This is a genomic window from Providencia sp. wls1943 (assembly GCF_009706275.1).
Lineage (GTDB): Bacteria > Pseudomonadota > Gammaproteobacteria > Enterobacterales > Enterobacteriaceae > Providencia > Providencia zhijiangensis.
This window is the reverse complement of sequence record NZ_WLTU01000027.1, coordinates 97,762-118,301: the sequence shown is the minus strand read 5'-3', so window position 1 is coordinate 118,301 and position 20,540 is coordinate 97,762. Positions and strand designations below refer to the sequence as shown.

The window sequence follows — 20,540 nt, the reverse complement described above, 5'->3', positions numbered from 1 at the left end:
TTATAATATTTAGCGGGAGATGTAAATAATTAACGCATCAAAAAGTGGGGGAATTCACCGCAAAATTAGAGGTGGCTAGCAAAGTTAGATATTCGTCTCGGTATTATTGAAATGTGCGCTATTATATTTTGTGTTGTTTAAAGGTATCTGAAAGCAAAAAAATTAATGCAATCGTTTGCGTATATTTTTTCGTAGGGGCTATCTCAACGACGAAAAAGAGTTTACACTGTCAGTCATTAAGTTGAATTGATTGTTACCTTATTGAATTGCTGAGGCAGGAGAAGCGAATGTTAAAGCGTGAAATGAATATTGCAGATTACGACCCACAACTGTGGGAAGCAATGGAAAAAGAAGTACAACGTCAAGAAGAACACATTGAATTAATTGCTTCTGAAAACTATACCAGCCCACGAGTTATGCAGGCTCAAGGCTCTCAGCTGACCAATAAGTATGCGGAAGGTTATCCAACTAAACGTTATTATGGTGGTTGTGAATTCGTTGATGTGGTTGAGCAATTAGCTATCGACCGCGCGAAAGCGTTATTTGGTGCTGACTACGCAAACGTACAGCCACACTCTGGTTCACAAGCTAACGCTGCGGTCTATATGGCGCTGCTGCAACCAGGTGACACTGTATTAGGTATGAACTTGGCGCATGGCGGTCACTTAACTCATGGTTCTCCAGTAAACTTCTCCGGTAAACTGTATAACATCGTTCCTTACGGTATCGATGAAAGCGGTAAAATCGATTACGACGATATCGCGGCTCAAGCGAAAAAACATCAACCTAAAATGATCATCGGCGGCTTCTCCGCATATTCTGGTGTGGTTGATTGGGCTAAAATGCGTGAAATCGCTGACAGCATCGGTGCCTACCTGTTCGTTGATATGGCACACGTTGCGGGTCTGGTGGCAGCGGGTGTTTACCCTAACCCAGTTCCACATGCTCACGTCGTTACGACAACAACACACAAAACTCTAGCGGGCCCACGTGGTGGTCTGATTTTAGCTAAAGGCGGCGACGAAGACCTGTATAAGCGTCTGAACTCTGCGGTATTCCCAGGTTCACAAGGCGGTCCTCTGATGCACGTTATCGCAGGTAAAGCGGTAGCACTGAAAGAAGCGATGGAGCCTGCGTTCAAAACTTACCAACAGCAAGTTGCAAAAAATGCGAAAGCAATGGTAGAAGTTTTCCAAAAACGCGGCTTTAAAGTGGTGTCTGGCGGTACTGAAAACCACCTGTTCTTAGTTGACTTAGTTGACAAAGATATCACTGGTAAAGATGCTGACGCAGCACTGGGTCGCGCAAACATTACGGTAAACAAAAACAGCGTACCTAATGATCCGAAGAGCCCGTTTGTCACTTCTGGTGTTCGTATCGGTTCTCCTGCAATTACGCGTCGTGGCTTCAATGAAGCAGATGCACGCGAGCTAGCTGGCTGGATGTGTGATATTCTGGACAACCTCAATGACGAAGCAACCATTGAAGCTGTTAAACAGAAAGTATTAGCTATCTGCAAAAAATACCCAGTTTACGCATAATGGTAATTAACCAATAGCGTGCAGTGAATTAGCACGATAAACCCGCTTCTACATTTGGTAAAAGCGGGTTTTTTGTTGTCTGTTTTAAACCCCTCAATAGTAGGGGAAGATGAAAATAAGGGAGGAGTGATGGTTATTCCATCAACGCGTTGGCTAGCGATTGATTATTTTACCTACTTTTTTGCCTACAGTATTTTCTTGCCATTTTGGTCCGTGTGGCTACAAGGTGAGGGAATAGATGCAGAAATGATAGGGCTTTTGTTAGGTATCGGACTTGCGGCGCGTTTTCTCGGTGCGATGTTTATCACTCCCCAGGTTAAAGAGCCTTCCAAACTGATCAATGCATTACGATTACTGGCGGCGCTTTCCCTTATTTTCTCCATTGGATTTTCGTTCGGCTCCCATTGGGCTTGGCTGATGTTTGTCATGATTGGATTTAACCTATTTTTTGCTCCTATGGTGCCATTAGGGGACTCATTAGCAGGAACATGGCAGAAACAATTTACGTTTGATTATGGCAAAATCCGAGTTTGGGGCTCAATTGCCTTTATTATTGGCTCGTCATCAATGGGATATTTTGCTGGGGTGTGGGGACATACCTCGATAATGGTCGCATTAGTGATCAGCTGCGCGGCCCTATTATTGGGAGCCATGTTGAAACCTGCGATTATGCCAGCGGGAGTAGCAAAAGCAGAAGGTGCAAATAAAGTCTCATTCAAGCAACTGATCGCAGATAAAAATATACTGATGTTTTTAATCTGTGTGACTTTATTGCAAGGTGCGCACGCCGCTTATTACGGGTTTGCTTCGTTGTTCTGGAAAGAAGCGGGTTATTCTGATTTAGTGATCGGTAATTTATGGTCGCTGGGTGTGGTGGCCGAAGTGATTGTCTTTATGCTGAGCCATCGATTATTCCGACGCTGGAGTGCCCGTAATTTACTTTTATTATCCGCAGTGTGTGGGATTATCCGCTGGGGAATGATGGGGGCATTTACTGCATTGCCAGTCTTAATTATTGTGCAAATATTACACAGTGGAACCTTCACCGTTTGCCACTTAGCTGCGATGCGATTTATTAGTGCGCGTAAAGAAAATGAAATTATACCGTTGCAAGGGGCTTATTCTGCCTTAGCAACTGGAGGCGGGCTCGCGGTGGTTACTATTATGGTGGGGTATATTTATGAGCGTATGCCTGACCAACATGGCGTCGTGTTTTATTTGATGGCGCTCTTAGCTGTGCCTGCACTGTTTATTCGACCAAGAGTGACGGCTTAGTCTTAGACTGGAGTTACCGTAACGCAATAATAAAAAGGGCGCTTAGTTTTCACTAGCGCCCTTTTTAGTAAATTTAACGAGGATTAAATTAACGTTTTAATGCTTCAGATAATTCATCTTTCATTGCAGCCAGAATATCGCGAACAACGCGTGGGCTACCTGCGACTAAGTTACCTGATGCTAAATAGTTATGACCACCTACAAAGTCAGTCATGATCCCGCCCGCTTCACGCATGATCAGTTCGCCACCTAAGAAATCCCATGGTTTTAAACCGATTTCGAAGTAAGCGTCAACGCGACCCGCAGCCACATAGCATAAATCCAGAGCTGCTGAACCCGTGCGACGGAAATCTGCACATTGGTCAAACATTTTGCCCATGATGTTCATGTAGATAGGTGCGTGTTGCTTGTGTTTGAATGGGAAGCCAGTTGCGACAACTGCGCCTTCAAGGTCGCGTTTCTCAGCCATACGTAAACGGTAACCGTTCATTTGAGCACCTTGACCACGTACCGCAGTAAATAATTCGTTACGCATTGGGTCATAGACAGCAGCAACCTCTGTACGGCCTTTAATGCGTACAGCGATAGAAACTGAGAAGTGAGGGAAACGTTTTGTGAAGTTGGTGGTGCCATCCAGTGGATCGATTACCCATTGAATATCTTCATCTTTGCCTAATAACTCGCCACTTTCTTCAGTGATGATAGTGTGGTCTGGGTAAGATTTACGAATAATATCAACGATGATTTGTTCAGCGTCACGGTCAACGTTAGTGACGAAATCGTTAGCACCCTTTTGGGTTACTGTTACGTTTTGAGGATCTTCATAGTTTTTAGCTATGTAATTACCAGCCTTACGTGCAGCACGTATGGCGATGTTAAGCATCGGATGCATGGGTATTTTCCACTGGGATGTTAAAGAACGAAAATCAAGAGACGCAAAGTATATAGATGTTCGTCACAATAAGCAATTTTGTGTTAGACTCTTGCGATTAATTTTTCATGACAACGTATAAACCATGCTAGAAAATATTCGTATCGTTCTTGTTGAAACCTCACACACTGGCAATATGGGCTCAACCGCTCGTGCAATGAAAACCATGGGGCTTTCAAACCTCTATTTAGTTAACCCACTCGTTGAACCTGATTCTCATGCTATCGCGTTATCCGCGGGTGCAAGTGATGTGATTGGTAATGCAAAAATCGTAAAATCTCTCGATGAAGCATTAGAAGGGTGCAAATTAGTCATTGGTACCAGCGCACGTTCTCGTACACTTTCTTGGCCAATGGTCGAGCCTCGTGAATGTGGCGTGAAATCTGTTGAACAGTCAAAAGAGTCACCGGTCGCGATTGTTTTTGGCCGTGAGCGTGTCGGTTTAACCAACGAAGAATTGCAAAAATGTAACTATCATTTGTACATTCCAACCAACCCAGAATACGGTTCGCTGAATCTGGCAATGGCGGTTCAATTAGTTAGCTACGAGATCCGCATGGCGTATTTGGCAATTGCTGAAAAAAATACGCAAACATCGACGGATGATGAGGTAGAATATCCACCGGCTGAAGATTTAGAACGTTTCTATGTTCATCTTGAAAGCGTATTGAATGAATCGGGCTTTATTCGCAAGGCGCATCCGGGATTAATTATGAATAAACTGCGACGTTTATTTACCCGTGCCCATGTAGAAACCCAAGAGTTGCATATTCTTCGCGGCATTTTGACATCAATGGAAAAATGGGCGAAAAAATGAGGTTAATGCCGTGGTGAAGTGAGTATAATACTTGAGTAAATTAGTCAGGTAAATAGTTGACCAAATTACTCAGGTATGTCACAATTGCTGCATATTTTACCACGGAGTATTTATGTTATGAGACTCACTTCCAAAGGGCGTTACGCAGTAACTGCGATGCTAGATGTCGCGTTACACTCTCAGACTGGTCCAGTACCTTTAGCTGATATTTCTGAACGTCAGGGAATCTCCCTCTCTTATCTTGAGCAACTCTTCTCTCGTTTACGTAAAAACGATTTAGTTTCTAGTGTTCGCGGTCCTGGTGGCGGTTATCTGCTTGGGCGTGATGCAGACCAAATCTTTGTTGCTGAAGTAATTGCTGCGGTCGATGAATCCGTAGATGCAACCCGTTGTCAGGGTAATAAAGAAGGTTGTCAAAATGGCGACCGCTGCTTAACTCACGCATTATGGCGTGACCTAAGCGACAGAATCACCAGTTTCCTTAGCAGCATCAGCCTTGATGAGCTGGTTAAGAACCAAGAAGTTCTGGATGTTGCTGATAGGCAAGATAATGAAAAGCGTAAAACAATGCCGAACGGCATTACGCCAGAATCCATTATCAATGTTCGTGCCTAATAAAAAATAGATTATAAATTGCAGTCGATCACCAAATGGTGAAAAAGCCCAACCTATAGCGGCTTGCACCATTGGGGTCATTAAAAAATTAAAGGCAAAGTTGTCTTGTCCTTTGGAGTATGTGAGCAATGAAATTACCGATTTATCTAGATTATTCAGCAACTACGCCTGTCGACCCGCGCGTTGCTGAAAAAATGATGCAATGTCTAACAATGGATGGGAATTTTGGTAACCCAGCATCTCGTTCACACCGTTTCGGCTGGCAAGCTGAAGAGGCGGTAGATATTGCTCGTAATCAAATCGCTGAATTAGTGAATGCGGATCCTCGTGAAATCGTCTTCACATCAGGTGCAACAGAATCTGATAACTTAGCTATCAAAGGTGCTGCCCAGTTCTATCAGAAAAAAGGCAAGCACGTCATCACTTGTAAAACAGAACATAAAGCTGTTCTGGACACATGTCGTCAATTAGAGCGTGAAGGTTTTGAAGTGACTTACTTAGCACCTCAAAGCAACGGTTTAATTGACCTGAAAGAGTTAGAAGCGGCAATGCGCGAAGACACCATTTTAGTGTCAATCATGCACGTGAATAACGAAATCGGTATTGTTCAGGACATCGCTACAATCGGCGAATTATGCCGTAGCCGTGGCATCGTATTCCACGTTGATGCCACCCAAAGCGTCGGTAAATTGCCTATCGACCTGTCAGCGTTAAAAGTTGACCTGATGTCATTCTCTGCACACAAACTGTACGGACCAATGGGTATCGGCGCACTGTATGTTCGTCGTAAACCACGTATTCGTTTGGAAGCGCAGCAACACGGTGGCGGCCATGAACGTGGTATGCGTTCAGGAACTTTACCTGTTCACCAAATCGTGGGCATGGGCGAAGCTTACCGTATTGCTAAAGAAGAAATGGCTCAAGAATCGGAACGTCTGCGCGGTTTACGCTTACGTTTATGGAACGGTATTAAAGATATCGAAGAAGTTTACCTTAACGGTGACTTAGAAAATGGTGCGCCGCACATTCTGAACGTCAGCTTCAACTATGTTGAAGGTGAATCATTAATGATGTCGCTGAAAGATTTAGCAGTTTCTTCGGGTTCTGCATGTACTTCTGCAAGCTTAGAACCTTCATACGTGCTGCGTGCATTAGGTATGAATGACGAACTGGCTCATAGCTCAATTCGCTTCTCTTTCGGTCGCTTTACGACTGAAGAAGAAATTGACTATGCAATTAAACAAATTCATGGTGCGATCGGCCACTTACGTGAGCTGTCTCCTTTATGGGATATGTTTAAAGCAGGCGTAGATCTCAACAGCATCGAATGGTCTCACCATTAATCAGACAGTTTCAGGAGTTTAAAAATGGCTTACAGCGAAAAAGTTATCGATCATTATGAAAATCCACGTAACGTCGGTTCATTTGATAACAATGATCCAAGCGTGGGTAGCGGTATGGTAGGTGCACCTGCTTGTGGTGACGTTATGAAGTTACAAATCAAGGTAAATGATGACGGTATCATCGAAGATGCACGTTTTAAAACCTATGGTTGCGGCTCTGCAATTGCATCAAGTTCACTGGTCACTGAGTGGATGAAGGGCAAAAGCTTAGACGAAGCTGAGTCAATCAAAAATACAGCGATAGCGGAAGAGTTAGAATTACCGCCAGTGAAAATTCACTGCTCAATTCTAGCTGAAGACGCAATCAAAGCTGCTATTGCTGATTACAAAAGCAAACGCCAAGGCAAATAATAGATAAATATCAGTAAGTAAGGGCTGTACCTTAGAGCATATAAACAACAAAAATAGACAGCCCACAACTGATAGTTAAACTCAAATTAATTAAAGATGTATTTATTATACAACTTTAAATATAATGAGTTGTACCGATGATTTGAAGGCGGATGCTAATAATTTCTAGCATCTGCCTTGTTTGTTTCTAAAGTGAGGTTTGCAATGTCGATTTCTCTTACTGAAAGTGCAGCGCAACGAATTCAAGCATTCTTGAATAATCGTGGTAAAGGCGAAGGCTTGCGTTTGGGTGTAAGAACTTCAGGTTGCTCGGGAATGGCATACGTGCTTGAATTCGCTGATGTAATTAATGAAGAAGACACCGTTTTTGAAGACAAAGGTGTTAAAGTCATCGTCGATGGCAAAAGCATGGTTTATTTAGACGGCACTGAGCTGGATTTTGTAAAAGAAGGCTTAAACGAAGGGTTTAAATTTAATAACCCTAACGTTAACAGTGAATGCGGATGCGGTGAAAGTTTTCACGTATAATGTCTTCAAATGAGCATGACTTTGACCAATGTAACTAACGTGGCGTTAATGACCACATAATCTTTAGCTAAGCTTAGCTACATTGGTACCCGGTTCGAGAAACTGAGCACTTATGGATTACTTTACTCTTTTTGGGCTAACCCCTAATTACGCGATTGACAGTGAGCAACTCACGCATCGCTTTCAAGAATTACAGCGACAATATCATCCCGATCGCTTTGCAACCTGTTCAGAACAGGAAAAAATGCAAGCAATCCAACATGCTGCGACTATCAATGCGGCATATCAATCCCTTCGTCATCCGCTGAAACGCGCGGAATATATGCTGTTATTACATGGTTTTGATATAAATAACGAACAACATACCATGCATGATACCGCATTCCTGATGGAGCAACTCGAATTACGTGAAGAGTTAGATAACATCGAAAACAGCCCGCAAGCCCTTGAACGGGTGTCTGCCTTTATGAAAAATGTCAAACAAATGCAGCAGACGCGCAGCGCCTTGATGGTTTCAGAACTCGATGCGATGCAGTGGGAAAAAGCCGCTGATACCGTTCGAAAATTGCGTTTTCTCGATAAGTTACAGCAACAAGCTGAGCAACTCGAAGAACGGTTACTAGACGACTTTTAAGAGAAAACGATTATGTCTTTATTACAGATTAGCGAACCAGGAATGACCGCCGCGCCGCACCAACGCAAATTGGCGGCCGGGATCGATCTTGGTACAACACACTCTCTGATTGCCACTGTTCGTAGTGGTGAAGCGGCGGCATTACCCGATGAACAAGGGCGCTATTTGCTTCCTTCTGTAGTGAATTATCAAGCAGATAACCGGATTGTGGGTTGGGAAGCGAAACAATTATCCGAACAAGATCCTGTCAATACCGTGATTTCAGTGAAACGCATGATGGGGCGTTCATTAGCCGATATTCAAAAACGTTACCCGGATTTACCTTATCAGTTAACAGCTAGCGAAAATGGTCTGCCATTTATTCAAACGGCGGCAGGGCAAGTGGATCCTATTCAAGTTTCTGCTGATATTTTAAAAACGTTGGCAAAGCGCGCAGAGCAAACTCTTGGTGGTGAAATGGATGGCGTGGTGATCACGGTTCCAGCTTACTTCGACGATGCCCAGCGCCAAGGCACCAAAGATGCAGCTCGTTTGGCGGGTATGCATGTTTTACGTTTACTGAATGAACCTACTGCGGCCGCGATTGCTTATGGTTTAGATTCTGGTCAAGAAGGGGTGATCGCCGTTTATGATTTAGGTGGCGGTACGTTTGACGTTTCGATTTTACGCCTGAGCCGAGGTGTCTTTGAAGTATTGGCAACAGGTGGTGATACGGCGTTAGGTGGCGATGATTTCGACCACGTATTGGCGCAGTGGATTGCACAGCAAGCGGGACTTTCCATTCAGGGTGACCACCATTTAACGCGCCAATTATTAAACATTGCTACCGAAACAAAAATCGCATTAAGTGACGCAGATTCCGCGACAGTTACGCTGCCAACTTGGCAAGGTACAGTTAGCCGTGAAATGTTTGAGTCACTGATTGAAACCCACATCAAACGTACACTGATGGCGTGCCGTCGTGCCTTAAAAGATGCCGGCGTAGAAAATGACGATGTCTTAAATGTGGTCATGGTTGGTGGTTCGACTCGCGTACCATTAGTTCGTGAAAAAGTGGGCGAGTTTTTTGGTCGCACACCATTAACCTCCATCGATCCAGACAAAGTCGTGGCTATCGGCGCTGCAATTCAAGCCGATATTTTAGTGGGCAATAAACCAGACAGTGACATGCTGCTTTTGGATGTGATCCCGCTGTCATTAGGTTTGGAAACCATGGGCGGCTTGGTGGAAAAAGTCATTCCGCGCAACACCACCATTCCTGTGGCTCGCGCGCAAGAATTCACGACATTCAAAGATGGACAGACCGCCATGAGCGTTCACGTTGTACAAGGTGAGCGTGAAATGGTTTCAGATTGCCGTTCATTAGCCCGCTTTACGCTGCGTGACATTCCGCCAATGGCGGCTGGTGGTGCACATATTCGTGTCACATTCCAAGTGGATGCCGATGGCTTACTCAGCGTGAGTGCCATGGAAAAATCCACGGGTGTTGCCGCATCGATTCAAGTTAAGCCATCCTACGGTTTAACTGACACTGAAATTTCAACCATGATTAAAGATTCAATGACTAACGCGCAAGACGATTTAAATGCGCGCCGCCTAGCGGAGCAAAAAGTTGAAGCGGCAAGAGTGCTTGAAAGTTTAACGAGCGCATTAGAGCAAGATGCACATTTACTGACTCCAACCGAAGAGACAGAAATTGATAATGCGGTCAATGAGTTAATCCAAGCAGTAGAAGGCACAGACCCTACTGTTATTGAAAATGCAATTAAACAACTGGATAAGAAATCCCAAGAATTTGCCGCTCGCCGAATGGATGCATCTATTCGTCAGGCGCTGTCAGGCCATTCTGTGGATGAGATATAATTATGCCTAAAATCGTTTTTTTACCTCATAGTACGTTATGTCCGGAAGGTGCCGTAGTCGAAGCACAAGAGGGCGAATCTATTTTAGACGTAGCACTGCGCAATGGAATTGAAATCGACCATGCCTGCGAAAAATCCTGCGCATGCACAACCTGCCACTGCATCGTTCGTGAAGGCTTTGACTCTCTCGAAGAAAGCAGCGAACTCGAAGATGACATGCTAGATAAAGCATGGGGCCTCGAGCCAGAAAGCCGTCTAAGCTGTCAGGCACGTGTTACGGATGAAGACCTCGTTGTTGATATTCCGAAGTATACGATTAACCATGCTCGCGAACACTGATGCTCGTCATGTAGTTCACGCCGTAGCGTTATCGAGTCGCTCGTCATAGTTCGCACCGTAGCGTTGATGGCTACACTCGCTAATCCTAGTCACATACTTTTGTATGTTTCTAGGGATTAGCTCCTTTGCCGCCTAGGCTCTTCATATTTCGCGCCGTAGCGTTGTTGGCTGCATTCGTTAACCCTAGTCACATACTTGTGTATGCTCCTAGGGATTAGCTCCTTTGCCGCCTAGCTACAGCACGAACTATTTAGAGCGTCAAATTTTTATATTTCAAGAGTATGATTTAAATCTCACCCTGCTTATTTTTCATATTTAATTAATTAAAATATTAACTTTTATATTTTAAATTTTAATCTAAATCTATTCTTTTTATTTCTATTTTACGATGGTATAAATGAGTGTCCATTGGTCAATGGAAATCTATAAATTACTTATTATTTAAATTGGTAATTTTTGTATTATATTAAAGGGATTTTATTATGAAATGGAAATATCGATTTGGCGCTGTGGCAGGAAATACATTGGAATATTATGATATTGCTATTTTTGCGGCAATATCAGGTTACTTAAGTGCGGAGTTAGAAAGGCTAGGCTATAACCAAGCGACTGAAATGGTATGGGGAATATTTGCATTACGATTTCTTATTCGACCGATTGGGGCTTATGTCATAGGGCGCTATGCGGATAGGAAAGGAAAAAAATCGGCATTAGTGTTAACCAGTTTTATTACAGGAACCGCAACACTCTGTATGGCTTTATTGCCTATTGATTTATTAGGTAATTATACACCCATTGCTATTTTAATTTTGCAAATGGCGCTCTCGTTTAGTTTTGCTGGTGAGTTTCCTTCATTGATAACTTATCTCTTCAGTCATTCAAAAGAAAATGAAAACTCAAGGTTATCCTCAATTATCAATGGCAGCACAGCATTCGGAATTATTATCTCTTTGAGTGTCGTTTTTCTTTTAGAGTATTTCTTAGACCCTGATGTCATGCAAAGCATAGGTTGGCGTATTCCTTTATATGTGGGCGTATTGAATATAGTGATTAGTTTTTGGTTTAGAATGAAATTGCCTAATGGCGAGAATCAGAATGTAAATAAAGATCCTATTCATTATGGAAACTTAATTTCAGTTCTTTTGTTAACTATCCCAGGAAATGTCCTCTTTTTTGTTCAGCATATATCTACCGCTATGTTTTTTGAGAAAATGTTGCTTATTGAAGATAAAACTGTTTGGGCGCTATTACTATCGATTTTTCTATTATCGCTTATGTTAATTTGCGGGTGGTTAACAGATAAATATAATGTATTGGAGAGGGTTTTTAATTTAGGGGTAATGGGAATGGTGTTTCTATCGATTCCTCTATATATATTAATAAGCAGTCATTCAATCACCTTAATTATCATTGCACAATTAATCATCAATATTTATGCTGCGATGATTCTAGCAACAACACCATTTATGCTATTCAAAGCCGCTAAAGGGCGAGTGGTAACTCTAGCATTAGGGTTTAGTTTTGCATCTATGCTGTTAGGTGGACTTACACCGCTGATCACAACTTATTTAGCTAATATTAATGTGGCTTATATTGGGTTGTTTTTAACGCTATGTGGGTCATTACGTTTTCTTATTTATATTTATAGAAAATCACTCAATGAATTAAAGATTTGAACCTATTAAGGAGATGAAGATGAATGCTGAAGGTTTAGGTTTTGAAAAGGTTTGTGAAAATTTTAAAAGTGAGTTTATAAAAGTTTTTGATTGGAATGATGTTGATATCACCTACTTCTGTATAGATATAAAAAATAAAAATATGCATATAGCCTCCAATAATTATGAGTGGCAACTTATTGGTCTTAATAGTGGGTTAGATAAATTAGTGGAAGAGCGATTAAAGTCAAGCCTGCAATATTGGAATAACTATTCAGATTCATTACAGCAAATTCTTGCCAAAGCTAAAAAGAACAAGTTTAAAGTAGACTTTTGTAATCGATATGGTAATACCTTTGAAATTACAACGGTAAACTCAAATAAGCAGTTAACATTCTCAGATATGTTATCCATTTATAAGCATCGCCCTATCATCTCAGAGTATGCCTATCAGTTGTGGAAAAAAAGTCCGGAAGTTGTTTTGCCAATGAGAGCCAATATATCTTTAGATACTAAATTATTAGGGAAAACAAAAAATGTAGCGCCAGAATTATTAAACCCTCACAAATATATGCGTTTCGGTAATATTCGTTTTACGCGCAAGGAAATGATCACAATTCGCCTACTTTTATCTCACTGTAAAGTCAAAGAAATTAGCTATATTCAAGGGTGCGCGGAAGCTAATGAGCATAAAAGAATTCAACATATTAAAGACAAGCTCGGTTGTCCTCATGTTTCGTCTAGCGGATTATTCACTGCATTAAGGGAGCATGGTATCACGCTTGCGTGCTTGGAAACGCTGATAGACTTACCTCTCCAGACTGGATGTGGTAAGTGAACTAAAAGTATTAGGCAATATTATTTAGAGCGGTATAATTCCAAAAAACTTACTTGGTAGAATTTGGAAAAAATATGAGCCTAAAATGGACAAACAGTCGTGAAATCGGTGAAGCGCTCTATGATGCTTACCCAGATACAGACCCAAAAACCGTGCGTTTCACTGACATGCACCAATGGATCTGTGACTTAGAAGACTTTGATGATGACCCGCAAAAATCGAACGAGAAAATCCTCGAAGCTATTCTGTTAGTCTGGCTGGACGAGTACGAATAATTTTCGTGGATAAAAACCGGATAGCGCTGAATAGGTTGCATCCGGTTTTTTTTCGTTTGTAACAAGCCGTATAAGAAAATAAAAGGGTTCAAAAGAACCTATTAGTCTGATAGAAACTAAACTCAATAATATTGCTGTTTTTAGGGTATAGTTGGCGAATTAGCAAAGATTGATAGCAGAAACTGATAAGCTAAATTCAAGATCCCGCAATAATCAACTTAGTGGATAAAGTGAGAAAAATAATGACCAAACAAATTATGCCAGTCATGATTACATGCGAACCTGCAGCACCATGCTGGGGTGAAGGCGCTCTATTAAGTTCAAACGATAAAGGCATGACTATCCACCTTAAGCACCCAGGTAAACTGTGTGCTGTTCAAAGTGCTGGTCGTAAGTTAGATAACCAAGGTATTCGCAATGTTTCATTAACGGGTGAAGGTTGGGACTTAGAAAAAAGTTGGGCATTTTGGCAAGGTTTCCGTGCACCAAAAGGGGCGAGAACCATCGAATGGCCAGCACTGCAAGAAGCGGATCGCAAAGAATTAGAACAACGCATCAATACCATTGATTGGGTTCGCGATATTATCAATGCGCCAGCAGAAGAATTAGGCCCAGAGCAATTGGCTCAGCGTTCAATTGATTTACTGTGCAAAGTGGGCGCTCAAGATATCAGTTACCGCATTGTGAAAGGCGATGACTTATTAGAACAAGGTTATGCAGGTATCCATACTGTGGGTCGTGGGTCTAGCCGTCCTCCAGTATTGCTGGCATTGGATTACAACCCAGGTAAAGATGAGAAAGCGCCTGTGTTTGCCTGTTTAGTCGGTAAAGGTATTACTTTTGATTCAGGGGGTTATAGCATTAAGCCATCTGCTTCAATGAACTCAATGAAAGCCGATATGGGCGGCGCAGCCACATTAGTGGGTTCTTTAGCGCTTGCTATCACTCGTGGTTTAAACAAACGTGTAAAATTATTCCTATGTATTGCAGACAACATGGTTAGCGGTAATGCCTTTAAATTAGGGGATATTATCCGTTATCGTAATGGTAAATCTGTTGAAATCATGAACACGGATGCGGAAGGGCGCTTAGTTTTAGCGGATGGTTTAATCGATGCAAGCAAAGAAAAACCAACGTTATTAATCGATGCGGCAACCTTAACTGGGGCTGCGAAAACAGCCGTGGGTAATGACTACCACTCTGTACTGAGCTTCGATGACAAACTCGTGGCAGAATTAATGTCAGCCTCAGATGAAGAGTTCGAATTATTCTGGCGCTTACCATTAGCGGAATTCCACCGTCAACAATTGCCTTCGGGCTTTGCTGATCTGAACAATATTGCAGCGCCTTCGCATACTGCGGGTGCAAGTACAGCGGCCGCCTTCCTGTCTCACTTTGTTGAAAACTACCGTCAAAACTGGGTACATATCGATTGTTCAGCAACTTACCGTAAATCACCAGTGAGTTTATGGGCAGAAGGGGCAACCGGTATTGGTGTGAGAACATTAGCCAACTTACTTCTCAAAAAATCAAAATAATTCGCGTTATAATGAAATCGCAGTGGTGCAGTCAATGCAGCCTGCGATTTTTTCTTTAACATGAATGGTTTTTGAATTTAGACGATATTATTTTTGGTTGTAGAGGATATTGAATGACGCAACAATCCCAAAACCTAACAACAGACTCGCAATCCGATGTTCAGTTTACTGAACTCACGGTGCCGGAAGGTTCTTCATTAAAATTAAGCGTTCTCGAACAAGAACCTGAAGAATTGACAGCGGCGCTCAGTGAGTTTTTTAAACAACATAAAGTCGTACGACGCGCGTTTATTGTTTCGGTTCAAGAAGTGGAAGATGAACAATTTGATGATATTTTGATGATAGCGTTGGAATTTGTCCCGGGCGCAGAAAATATCGATGAAATTATTCAAGAAGCTGGCGCAACCGCGTGCGAATATATCGATGAGGATGAATCCATTGATTTTTGCATCGTTAACGAAGACGAAAAAGGGTTAAGCCACATTATTACCCAGCACGTTGCGCCATTTTATCAACGCCGATTAGGCAGCTTCCTGCGCGACAGTATTCCCATCAAAAATACCTAATTCTCTCCTTACTTAAAATAAAGACCGGACTTCTCCGCGTCTTTATTTTGTCATGCTATTTTTTCCGTTTTGTCTGATAGGTGTTGGTGTTACATTCTGTTAAATTATGTGTTCAATTAATGCGCATGCTTATTATTGCGGATTACACACTAAGCTCAATCATCGCAACGTATTTAAGTTCAAGGGTTTTCTTGGGCTTCATGAACATAATAAATTAACTTAATAAGGGATGGGGCGGTAATGAAACAACAATCAAGTTGGACTTCATTGGCGGGTCTAAAAACGAAAAAGCGTTATGTAGCATTAGCCTTAGCGTCCGTTATGGCATTAGCGGGCTGCGATAATACTGACGATACCACGAAAAAAGAGGGTAATGTCTCCACCTCAGCGGCAGAAACGAGTACCAAAACGGCGCCCGTTGCAGAACAAAAACAGGCTGCACCTAAGCTTTCCAATGAAGAGTTAGTGAAGAAATATGCCGGGAAAGATCTGGAAATTTTGGATGCCTCAGAATTGCAGCTAGATGGTGCGAGCGCCATGGTCGTGACGTTCTCGGTGCCTTTACAACCGAATCAAAACTTTGGTCAGTATCTGAATCTGGTGGATGTGAAATCAGGCAAGCTGGATGGAGATTGGGAACTATCTGATAATCAGATGGAATTACGTTTCCGCCATTTACCGCCATCAAAAGAATTAAACCTTTCGGTTAATCCGGGAGTGAAAGCAGTCAACGAACGCACCATTAACAACAGCTTTGAGAAGAAATTCCAAACGGCACAAATTATTCCAACCGTTGGCTTCGCAAGTAAAGGCTCTTTACTGCCAAGCAAAGTTGCCCAAGGTTTGCCAGTGATTGCACTGAACGTGGATAAAATCGACGTGAATTTCTTCCGTGTTGATGAAAAGCAATTACCACAATTCCTCGCGATGTGGCAATACCGCAGTAACTATGAATATTGGTATTCCGATGAATTCCTCGACAAAGTCGAATTAGCCTACACAGGGCGTTTCGATTTAAACCCAGATAAAAACACCCGCCAATCCATTTTGTTACCATTAAAAGATATTAAAGAGCTGCAACAAGATGGCGTTTATTTAGCGATCATGCAAAAAGCGGGTAGCTACAGTTATCAATTCCCTGCGACAGTCTTTACGCTCAGTGATATCGGCGTGTCATTACATAGCTATCATGATCGTGTGGATATTTTCACCCAATCATTAGCCAAAGGTTCGGCGATTAAAGGCGTCGAGCTGCGTATTTTGGATGAGAAAGGCCAATTAGTCACCAAAGGCACGACTGATGGTGATGGTCATGCCCAGTTAGACAAACTGGCTGGCGGTAAATTATTACTGGCAACCCACGAAGGGCAAACCAGTATGATTGACCTGACTCAGCCAGCATTAGACCTGTCTGAGTTTGATATTTCAGGCCCTTCAGGCTATGCAAAACAGTTCTTTGTATTCGGCCCTCGTGATTTATATCGTCCGGGCGAATTACTGCTAGTGAATGGTTTACTGCGTGATGGCGATGGTCAGCCAGTGAAATCTCAGCCAGTCAAAGTGGATGTCTTAAAGACAGATGGACAGGTCTACAAGAGCTTTGTATGGCAAGGAGATGAAAAACAAGATGGTCTGTACCAGTACCAGCTAGAGATCCCGAAAAATGCTGAAACGGGTGGTTGGTCACTGCGTTTTGATTTAGGTGATGGTTCACCACAACGTTACTACAAATTTAACGTTGAAGATTTTATGCCAGAGCGTATGGCGCTGGATATTACAGGCAGCGAAAAACCTGTATTAATCACGCAGCCTGTTGAATTTGATATTAAAGGTCGTTATCTCTATGGCGCACCAGCAGCGGATAATCAGCTGCAAGGGCAAGTATTACTGAAAGCAAACCGCGAAGCAGTGGCGAAATTACCGGGTTTTGAGTTCGGTGCGACGAATGAAGAAGGCTTACCGCGTAAACTGGATGAGTTTGATTTAACCTTAGATGGTAGCGGTGAAACTGTGATTTCCCTACCACAAAGTAATTGGGAATCAACACGCTCCCCGATTACCGCTGTTCTGCAAGCTAGCTTACTAGAGGCAGGTGGTCGTCCGGTGACTCGCCGTGCTGAACAAGCGATTTGGCCAGCGAAAAAATTGGTGGGTATTCGTCCTCTCTTTGAGAAAAAAGAGATCTACGATTACCGTACAGACCGCTACGCGAAGCGTTATAACGTCGATGAAAATTCATTGGCTGAGTTTGAAATTGTCATGTCAGATATGGCAGGGCATAAACTGGCCGCAGAAAACCTGACGGCGCGTTTAGTGTACGAACGTCGCGATTACTACTGGAGCTGGTCAGAAAGTGGTGGTTGGGTTTCTAACTACGATCAAAAAGATCTCGTGGTGGCGAATGAGAATATTTCTATCGCCAAAGATGGCACAGCGAAGATCTCGTTCCCAGTGGATTGGGGTTCATTCCGTTTAGAAATTACCAACCCTGACAATGAGCTTGTCAGTAGCATTCAATTCTGGGCAGGCTTCTCTTGGCAAGATAATACCGGAGGTAGCGGTTCCGTTCGCCCTGACCAAGTGAAATTAAGCTTGAATAAACCAGCTTACTTACCGGGTGAAAAAGCCAAAGTCCGCATCGAAGCGCCAAAAGCAGGTAAAGGTTACATTCTGCTTGAATCTAGCAGTGCACCATTATGGTGGCAGGAAATTGATGTCCCAGCTGGCGGGTTAGATGTGGAAGTGCCGGTAAATAAAGAGTGGGCACGCCATGATTTATATATCTCTGCGGTGGTTGTTCGCCCAGGAGATGATTCCAAAGAGGCGACGGTTAAACGCGCCGTTGGGGTATTACACCTGCCGCTAGCCGATGAAAATCGTAAGATTGCATTGGCGTTGAACGCACCGACAAAAATGCGTCCAAATGAAGATCTGAAAGTGAAGATCAAAGCCACTTCTCAAGATGGCAAGCCACTGCCTGAAAAAGTGAATGTGCTGCTGTCTGCGGTTGATACGGGTGTCCTGAATATCACCGATTTCAAAACTCCAGACCCATACGATGCTTTCTTTGGTCGTAAGCGTTACAGCGTTGACCAATATGATGTGTATGGTCACTTAATTGAAGGGCAAGGGAAGTTAGCCAACCTGCGCTTTGGTGGCGATGGTGAAGATGCTGCATTGGAACGTGGTGGCATGAAGCCTCTGACAGAGGTACAAATCATTGCGGAACAAGCGCAGCCTGTCATCTTAGACAAAAATGGTGAAGGTGAAATTACGCTGGCAATCCCTGATTTTAATGGGGAGTTACGCTTAATGGCGCAAGCATGGAACCAAAAAGATTTTGGTCATGCAGACAGTAAGGTCGTTGTTGCGGCACCATTAGTAACGCAAATGTCGATGCCTCGCTTTATGGCGAGTGGCGATAAATCTTACTTCGCGTTAGATCTTACCAACATGACCGACAACACACAGAATGTGACAGTCACATTTAAAGCGTCGGGTATGGTGAAATTAGACGGCGCACCAACCCGCGATATCGAACTGACCAAAGGCAAACGTACTACAGTGACGTTGCCAGTCAGTGCCGATTATGGCTTTGGTGAAGGTGAAGTTTCCATGACCATCAATGGCGTGAAAGTCGAAGGGGAAGCGGAGAAAGAGTACAAAAACAGTTGGAAAGTGGGTGTGCGCCCAGCACAACCGGCCGAAACTGTGGCATTTGCTACCGCGATTGAGCCGGGTGAAATTTGGTCATTACCAACCACTGATTTTGCTTATTTACAGCAAGATACTCTGGAAGGACAAGTTCTGTTAACGAGTCGCCCACCACTGCAAATTTCACGCTATATTCGTGAGCTGTTTGCGTATCCATACGGCTGTTTAGAGCAAACCGTGAGCGGGCTGTATCCGTCACTGTTCTCTACACAAGCTGAACTGCAAAAGCTGGGTATTAATTCACAAACTGACGCAGACCGCCATAAAGCGATTGAGTTAGGGATCCCACACTTACTGAGTATGCAGCGTGATGACGGTAGCTTCTCTTTATGGGATAAAATGGGACGTGAAGAGTATTGGTTAACCGCTTATGCGACGGATTTCTTAAATAAAGCGAATCAGCGTGGTTTCTCCGTACCACAAAGTGCATTGAATAACGCCAACGCACGCCTGTTAAGTTACCTGCAAGATGGTAGCCAAGTGAGTTATCCGTACACGGATCAGCCAGACGCATCCCGTTTTGCGATCCAAGCCTATGCGGGCTTAGTATTAGCGACTCAGCAGAAAGCACCATTAGGAGCACTGCGTCAAATCTATGGTCAAGCCAACAATGCGACCAGCGGTTTAGCGTTAGTTCAACTGGGTGTAGCATTAAACCTGATGGGTGATAAAGCGCGTGGTGAAAGTGCCATTATTGATGGTATGAAGAAACAGAGCGCACGTTACAGCAGCATTGGTGACTATGGTTCAGCTATCCGTGATGATGCGATGATCGTGGCATTGTTAAATGAATATAACTTGATGCCAAAATCCCGTGATCAAAAACTGCAAACGCTATCTAACAACCTGACTTCGCAGAAGTATTTCTCAACTCAAGAGAGCAATGCCCTGTACTTAGCCGGTCGTTTCTATGCTAATGAAACAGAAACACCATGGAAAGCGCTAGTCAATGGTCAAGAGCCACCATTGGTTTCAGATAAACCAGTGAGTGAGTTCTTAACTAAACAACAGCTAGTAAATGGTTATAGTGTTGAAAACAGCGGTACAAGCACACTGTATACTCGCTTGAATGTTGTCGGTTATCCGATGCGTTCACCGAAGCCATACTCAAATGTGCTGGATATCAAACGCAGTTACTACGATATGAAAGGCAACCGTATTTCAATCGATAGATTAAGAAGCGGCGAAATGGTGGTGGTGAAGTTGGAAGTGAATGCCAACCAAACTGTCCCTGATGCACTGGTGGTGGATTTATTACCTGCGGGCTTAGAGTTGGAAAACCAAAACTTAGCCAATAGCAGCGCGAACCTCAGTGAATCTGCGCCAAATCTGCAAGAGATGATTGATGATATGCAGCAGGCGCAAATTCGTCACATGGAATACCGTGATGACCGTTTTGTTGCGGCAGTAGAAGTTCAACAATATCGTCCAACTACACTGGTTTACTTAGCTCGCGCAGTAACGCCGGGTGTATATAACAAACCAGTACCACAGGTGGAATCCATGTATGTGCCAGAGTGGCGTGCAACGGGTTACTCCGATGGTCAGTTGGAAGTGGTTCGTTAATTGACATTGAATCAATATCGCTATTGATTTAGATGAAGATAAAGAGGGAAGCGTGTGTTTCCCTCTTTTTTTAGTATCATAAAAACAAATAA

At 43.1% G+C, this 20,540-nt stretch carries 17 protein-coding genes; 16 read left to right on the top strand and 1 reads right to left on the bottom strand.

Translation table 11 applies throughout. The features are described from left to right. The first annotated feature begins 287 nt into the window (after positions 1–287). Positions 288–1,541: a serine hydroxymethyltransferase gene (glyA, locus tag GKR48_RS17400; RefSeq protein ID WP_154628972.1), complete on the top strand. Its 1,254-nt coding sequence runs from the start codon at positions 288–290 to the stop codon at positions 1,539–1,541. A gap of 129 nt (positions 1,542–1,670) precedes the next feature. Beyond that, positions 1,671–2,816: a 3-phenylpropionate MFS transporter gene (locus GKR48_RS17395; protein ID WP_154628971.1), complete on the top strand. Its 1,146-nt coding sequence runs from the start codon at positions 1,671–1,673 to the stop codon at positions 2,814–2,816. A gap of 88 nt (positions 2,817–2,904) precedes the next feature. Here GKR48_RS17395 and suhB read toward each other — a convergent pair whose 3' ends face one another. Further along, entirely contained in the window at positions 2,905–3,708 is an 804-nt protein-coding gene (gene suhB, locus GKR48_RS17390) for an inositol-1-monophosphatase (protein WP_154602670.1), read from the bottom strand. Positions 3,709–3,832: 124 nt separating this feature from the next. Between suhB and trmJ the strand changes: the two genes are divergently transcribed. The 14 genes from trmJ (at position 3,833) to GKR48_RS17320 (ending at position 20,448) form a co-directional block, all read left to right on the top strand. Next, positions 3,833–4,564, top strand: a complete 732-nt coding sequence (gene trmJ / locus GKR48_RS17385; RefSeq protein ID WP_036949475.1) for a tRNA (cytosine(32)/uridine(32)-2'-O)-methyltransferase TrmJ — start codon at positions 3,833–3,835, stop codon at positions 4,562–4,564. A gap of 117 nt (positions 4,565–4,681) precedes the next feature. Next, positions 4,682–5,179, top strand: coding sequence for a Fe-S cluster assembly transcriptional regulator IscR (iscR, locus tag GKR48_RS17380; protein ID WP_036949477.1), 498 nt, complete (start codon positions 4,682–4,684; stop codon positions 5,177–5,179). A gap of 128 nt (positions 5,180–5,307) precedes the next feature. Then, on the top strand, positions 5,308–6,522 hold the full coding sequence (locus GKR48_RS17375; protein ID WP_132495564.1) for an IscS subfamily cysteine desulfurase: 1,215 nt from the start codon (positions 5,308–5,310) through the stop codon (positions 6,520–6,522). A 24-nt stretch (positions 6,523–6,546) separates the two neighbouring features. Next, a complete protein-coding gene (gene iscU / locus GKR48_RS17370) occupies positions 6,547–6,933 on the top strand; it encodes a Fe-S cluster assembly scaffold IscU (protein WP_036949481.1) in 387 nt (128 codons plus the stop codon). Between the two features lie 204 nt (positions 6,934–7,137). After that, a complete protein-coding gene (gene iscA / locus GKR48_RS17365) occupies positions 7,138–7,461 on the top strand; it encodes an iron-sulfur cluster assembly protein IscA (protein WP_154628970.1) in 324 nt (107 codons plus the stop codon). Between the two features lie 112 nt (positions 7,462–7,573). Next, a complete protein-coding gene (gene hscB, locus GKR48_RS17360; protein WP_154628969.1) occupies positions 7,574–8,095 on the top strand; it encodes a co-chaperone HscB in 522 nt (173 codons plus the stop codon). 12 nt (positions 8,096–8,107) lie between these two features. Next, positions 8,108–9,958 carry a Fe-S protein assembly chaperone HscA gene (hscA, locus tag GKR48_RS17355; RefSeq protein ID WP_154628968.1) on the top strand — a complete coding sequence of 617 codons (1,851 nt, stop codon included), beginning with the start codon at positions 8,108–8,110 and terminating at the stop codon, positions 9,956–9,958. Positions 9,959–9,960: 2 nt separating this feature from the next. After that, complete coding sequence (fdx, locus tag GKR48_RS17350; RefSeq protein WP_154628967.1) at positions 9,961–10,296, top strand: ISC system 2Fe-2S type ferredoxin; 336 nt, start codon at positions 9,961–9,963, stop codon at positions 10,294–10,296. Positions 10,297–10,778: 482 nt separating this feature from the next. Then, positions 10,779–11,972: an MFS transporter gene (locus GKR48_RS17345; protein WP_154628966.1), complete on the top strand. Its 1,194-nt coding sequence runs from the start codon at positions 10,779–10,781 to the stop codon at positions 11,970–11,972. A gap of 19 nt (positions 11,973–11,991) precedes the next feature. After that, on the top strand, positions 11,992–12,789 hold the full coding sequence (locus GKR48_RS17340; protein WP_154628965.1) for a hypothetical protein: 798 nt from the start codon (positions 11,992–11,994) through the stop codon (positions 12,787–12,789). Positions 12,790–12,863: 74 nt separating this feature from the next. Then, complete coding sequence (iscX, locus tag GKR48_RS17335) at positions 12,864–13,064, top strand: Fe-S cluster assembly protein IscX (RefSeq protein ID WP_154602672.1); 201 nt, start codon at positions 12,864–12,866, stop codon at positions 13,062–13,064. Between the two features lie 242 nt (positions 13,065–13,306). Continuing rightward, entirely contained in the window at positions 13,307–14,602 is a 1,296-nt protein-coding gene (pepB, locus tag GKR48_RS17330) for an aminopeptidase PepB (protein WP_154628964.1), read from the top strand. Between the two features lie 113 nt (positions 14,603–14,715). Then, positions 14,716–15,168, top strand: coding sequence for an enhanced serine sensitivity protein SseB C-terminal domain-containing protein (locus tag GKR48_RS17325; RefSeq protein ID WP_154628963.1), 453 nt, complete (start codon positions 14,716–14,718; stop codon positions 15,166–15,168). 240 nt (positions 15,169–15,408) lie between these two features. Further along, on the top strand, positions 15,409–20,448 hold the full coding sequence (locus GKR48_RS17320; protein WP_154628962.1) for an alpha-2-macroglobulin family protein: 5,040 nt from the start codon (positions 15,409–15,411) through the stop codon (positions 20,446–20,448). The last annotated feature ends 92 nt before the right edge of the window (positions 20,449–20,540 follow it).

Coding starts and splice junctions, on each gene's coding strand:
- pepB (WP_154628964.1), top strand. CDS start 13,307: ATGACCAAACAAATTATGCCAGTCATGATTACATGCGAACCTGCAGCA.
- GKR48_RS17395 (WP_154628971.1), top strand. CDS start 1,671: ATGGTTATTCCATCAACGCGTTGGCTAGCGATTGATTATTTTACCTAC.
- hscA (WP_154628968.1), top strand. CDS start 8,108: ATGTCTTTATTACAGATTAGCGAACCAGGAATGACCGCCGCGCCGCAC.
- iscR (WP_036949477.1), top strand. CDS start 4,682: ATGAGACTCACTTCCAAAGGGCGTTACGCAGTAACTGCGATGCTAGAT.
- GKR48_RS17345 (WP_154628966.1), top strand. CDS start 10,779: ATGAAATGGAAATATCGATTTGGCGCTGTGGCAGGAAATACATTGGAA.
- GKR48_RS17340 (WP_154628965.1), top strand. CDS start 11,992: ATGAATGCTGAAGGTTTAGGTTTTGAAAAGGTTTGTGAAAATTTTAAA.
- GKR48_RS17320 (WP_154628962.1), top strand. CDS start 15,409: ATGAAACAACAATCAAGTTGGACTTCATTGGCGGGTCTAAAAACGAAA.
- iscU (WP_036949481.1), top strand. CDS start 6,547: ATGGCTTACAGCGAAAAAGTTATCGATCATTATGAAAATCCACGTAAC.
- suhB (WP_154602670.1), bottom strand. CDS start 3,708: ATGCATCCGATGCTTAACATCGCCATACGTGCTGCACGTAAGGCTGGT.
- hscB (WP_154628969.1), top strand. CDS start 7,574: ATGGATTACTTTACTCTTTTTGGGCTAACCCCTAATTACGCGATTGAC.
- GKR48_RS17325 (WP_154628963.1), top strand. CDS start 14,716: ATGACGCAACAATCCCAAAACCTAACAACAGACTCGCAATCCGATGTT.
- iscA (WP_154628970.1), top strand. CDS start 7,138: ATGTCGATTTCTCTTACTGAAAGTGCAGCGCAACGAATTCAAGCATTC.
- glyA (WP_154628972.1), top strand. CDS start 288: ATGTTAAAGCGTGAAATGAATATTGCAGATTACGACCCACAACTGTGG.
- GKR48_RS17375 (WP_132495564.1), top strand. CDS start 5,308: ATGAAATTACCGATTTATCTAGATTATTCAGCAACTACGCCTGTCGAC.
- iscX (WP_154602672.1), top strand. CDS start 12,864: ATGAGCCTAAAATGGACAAACAGTCGTGAAATCGGTGAAGCGCTCTAT.
- trmJ (WP_036949475.1), top strand. CDS start 3,833: ATGCTAGAAAATATTCGTATCGTTCTTGTTGAAACCTCACACACTGGC.
- fdx (WP_154628967.1), top strand. CDS start 9,961: ATGCCTAAAATCGTTTTTTTACCTCATAGTACGTTATGTCCGGAAGGT.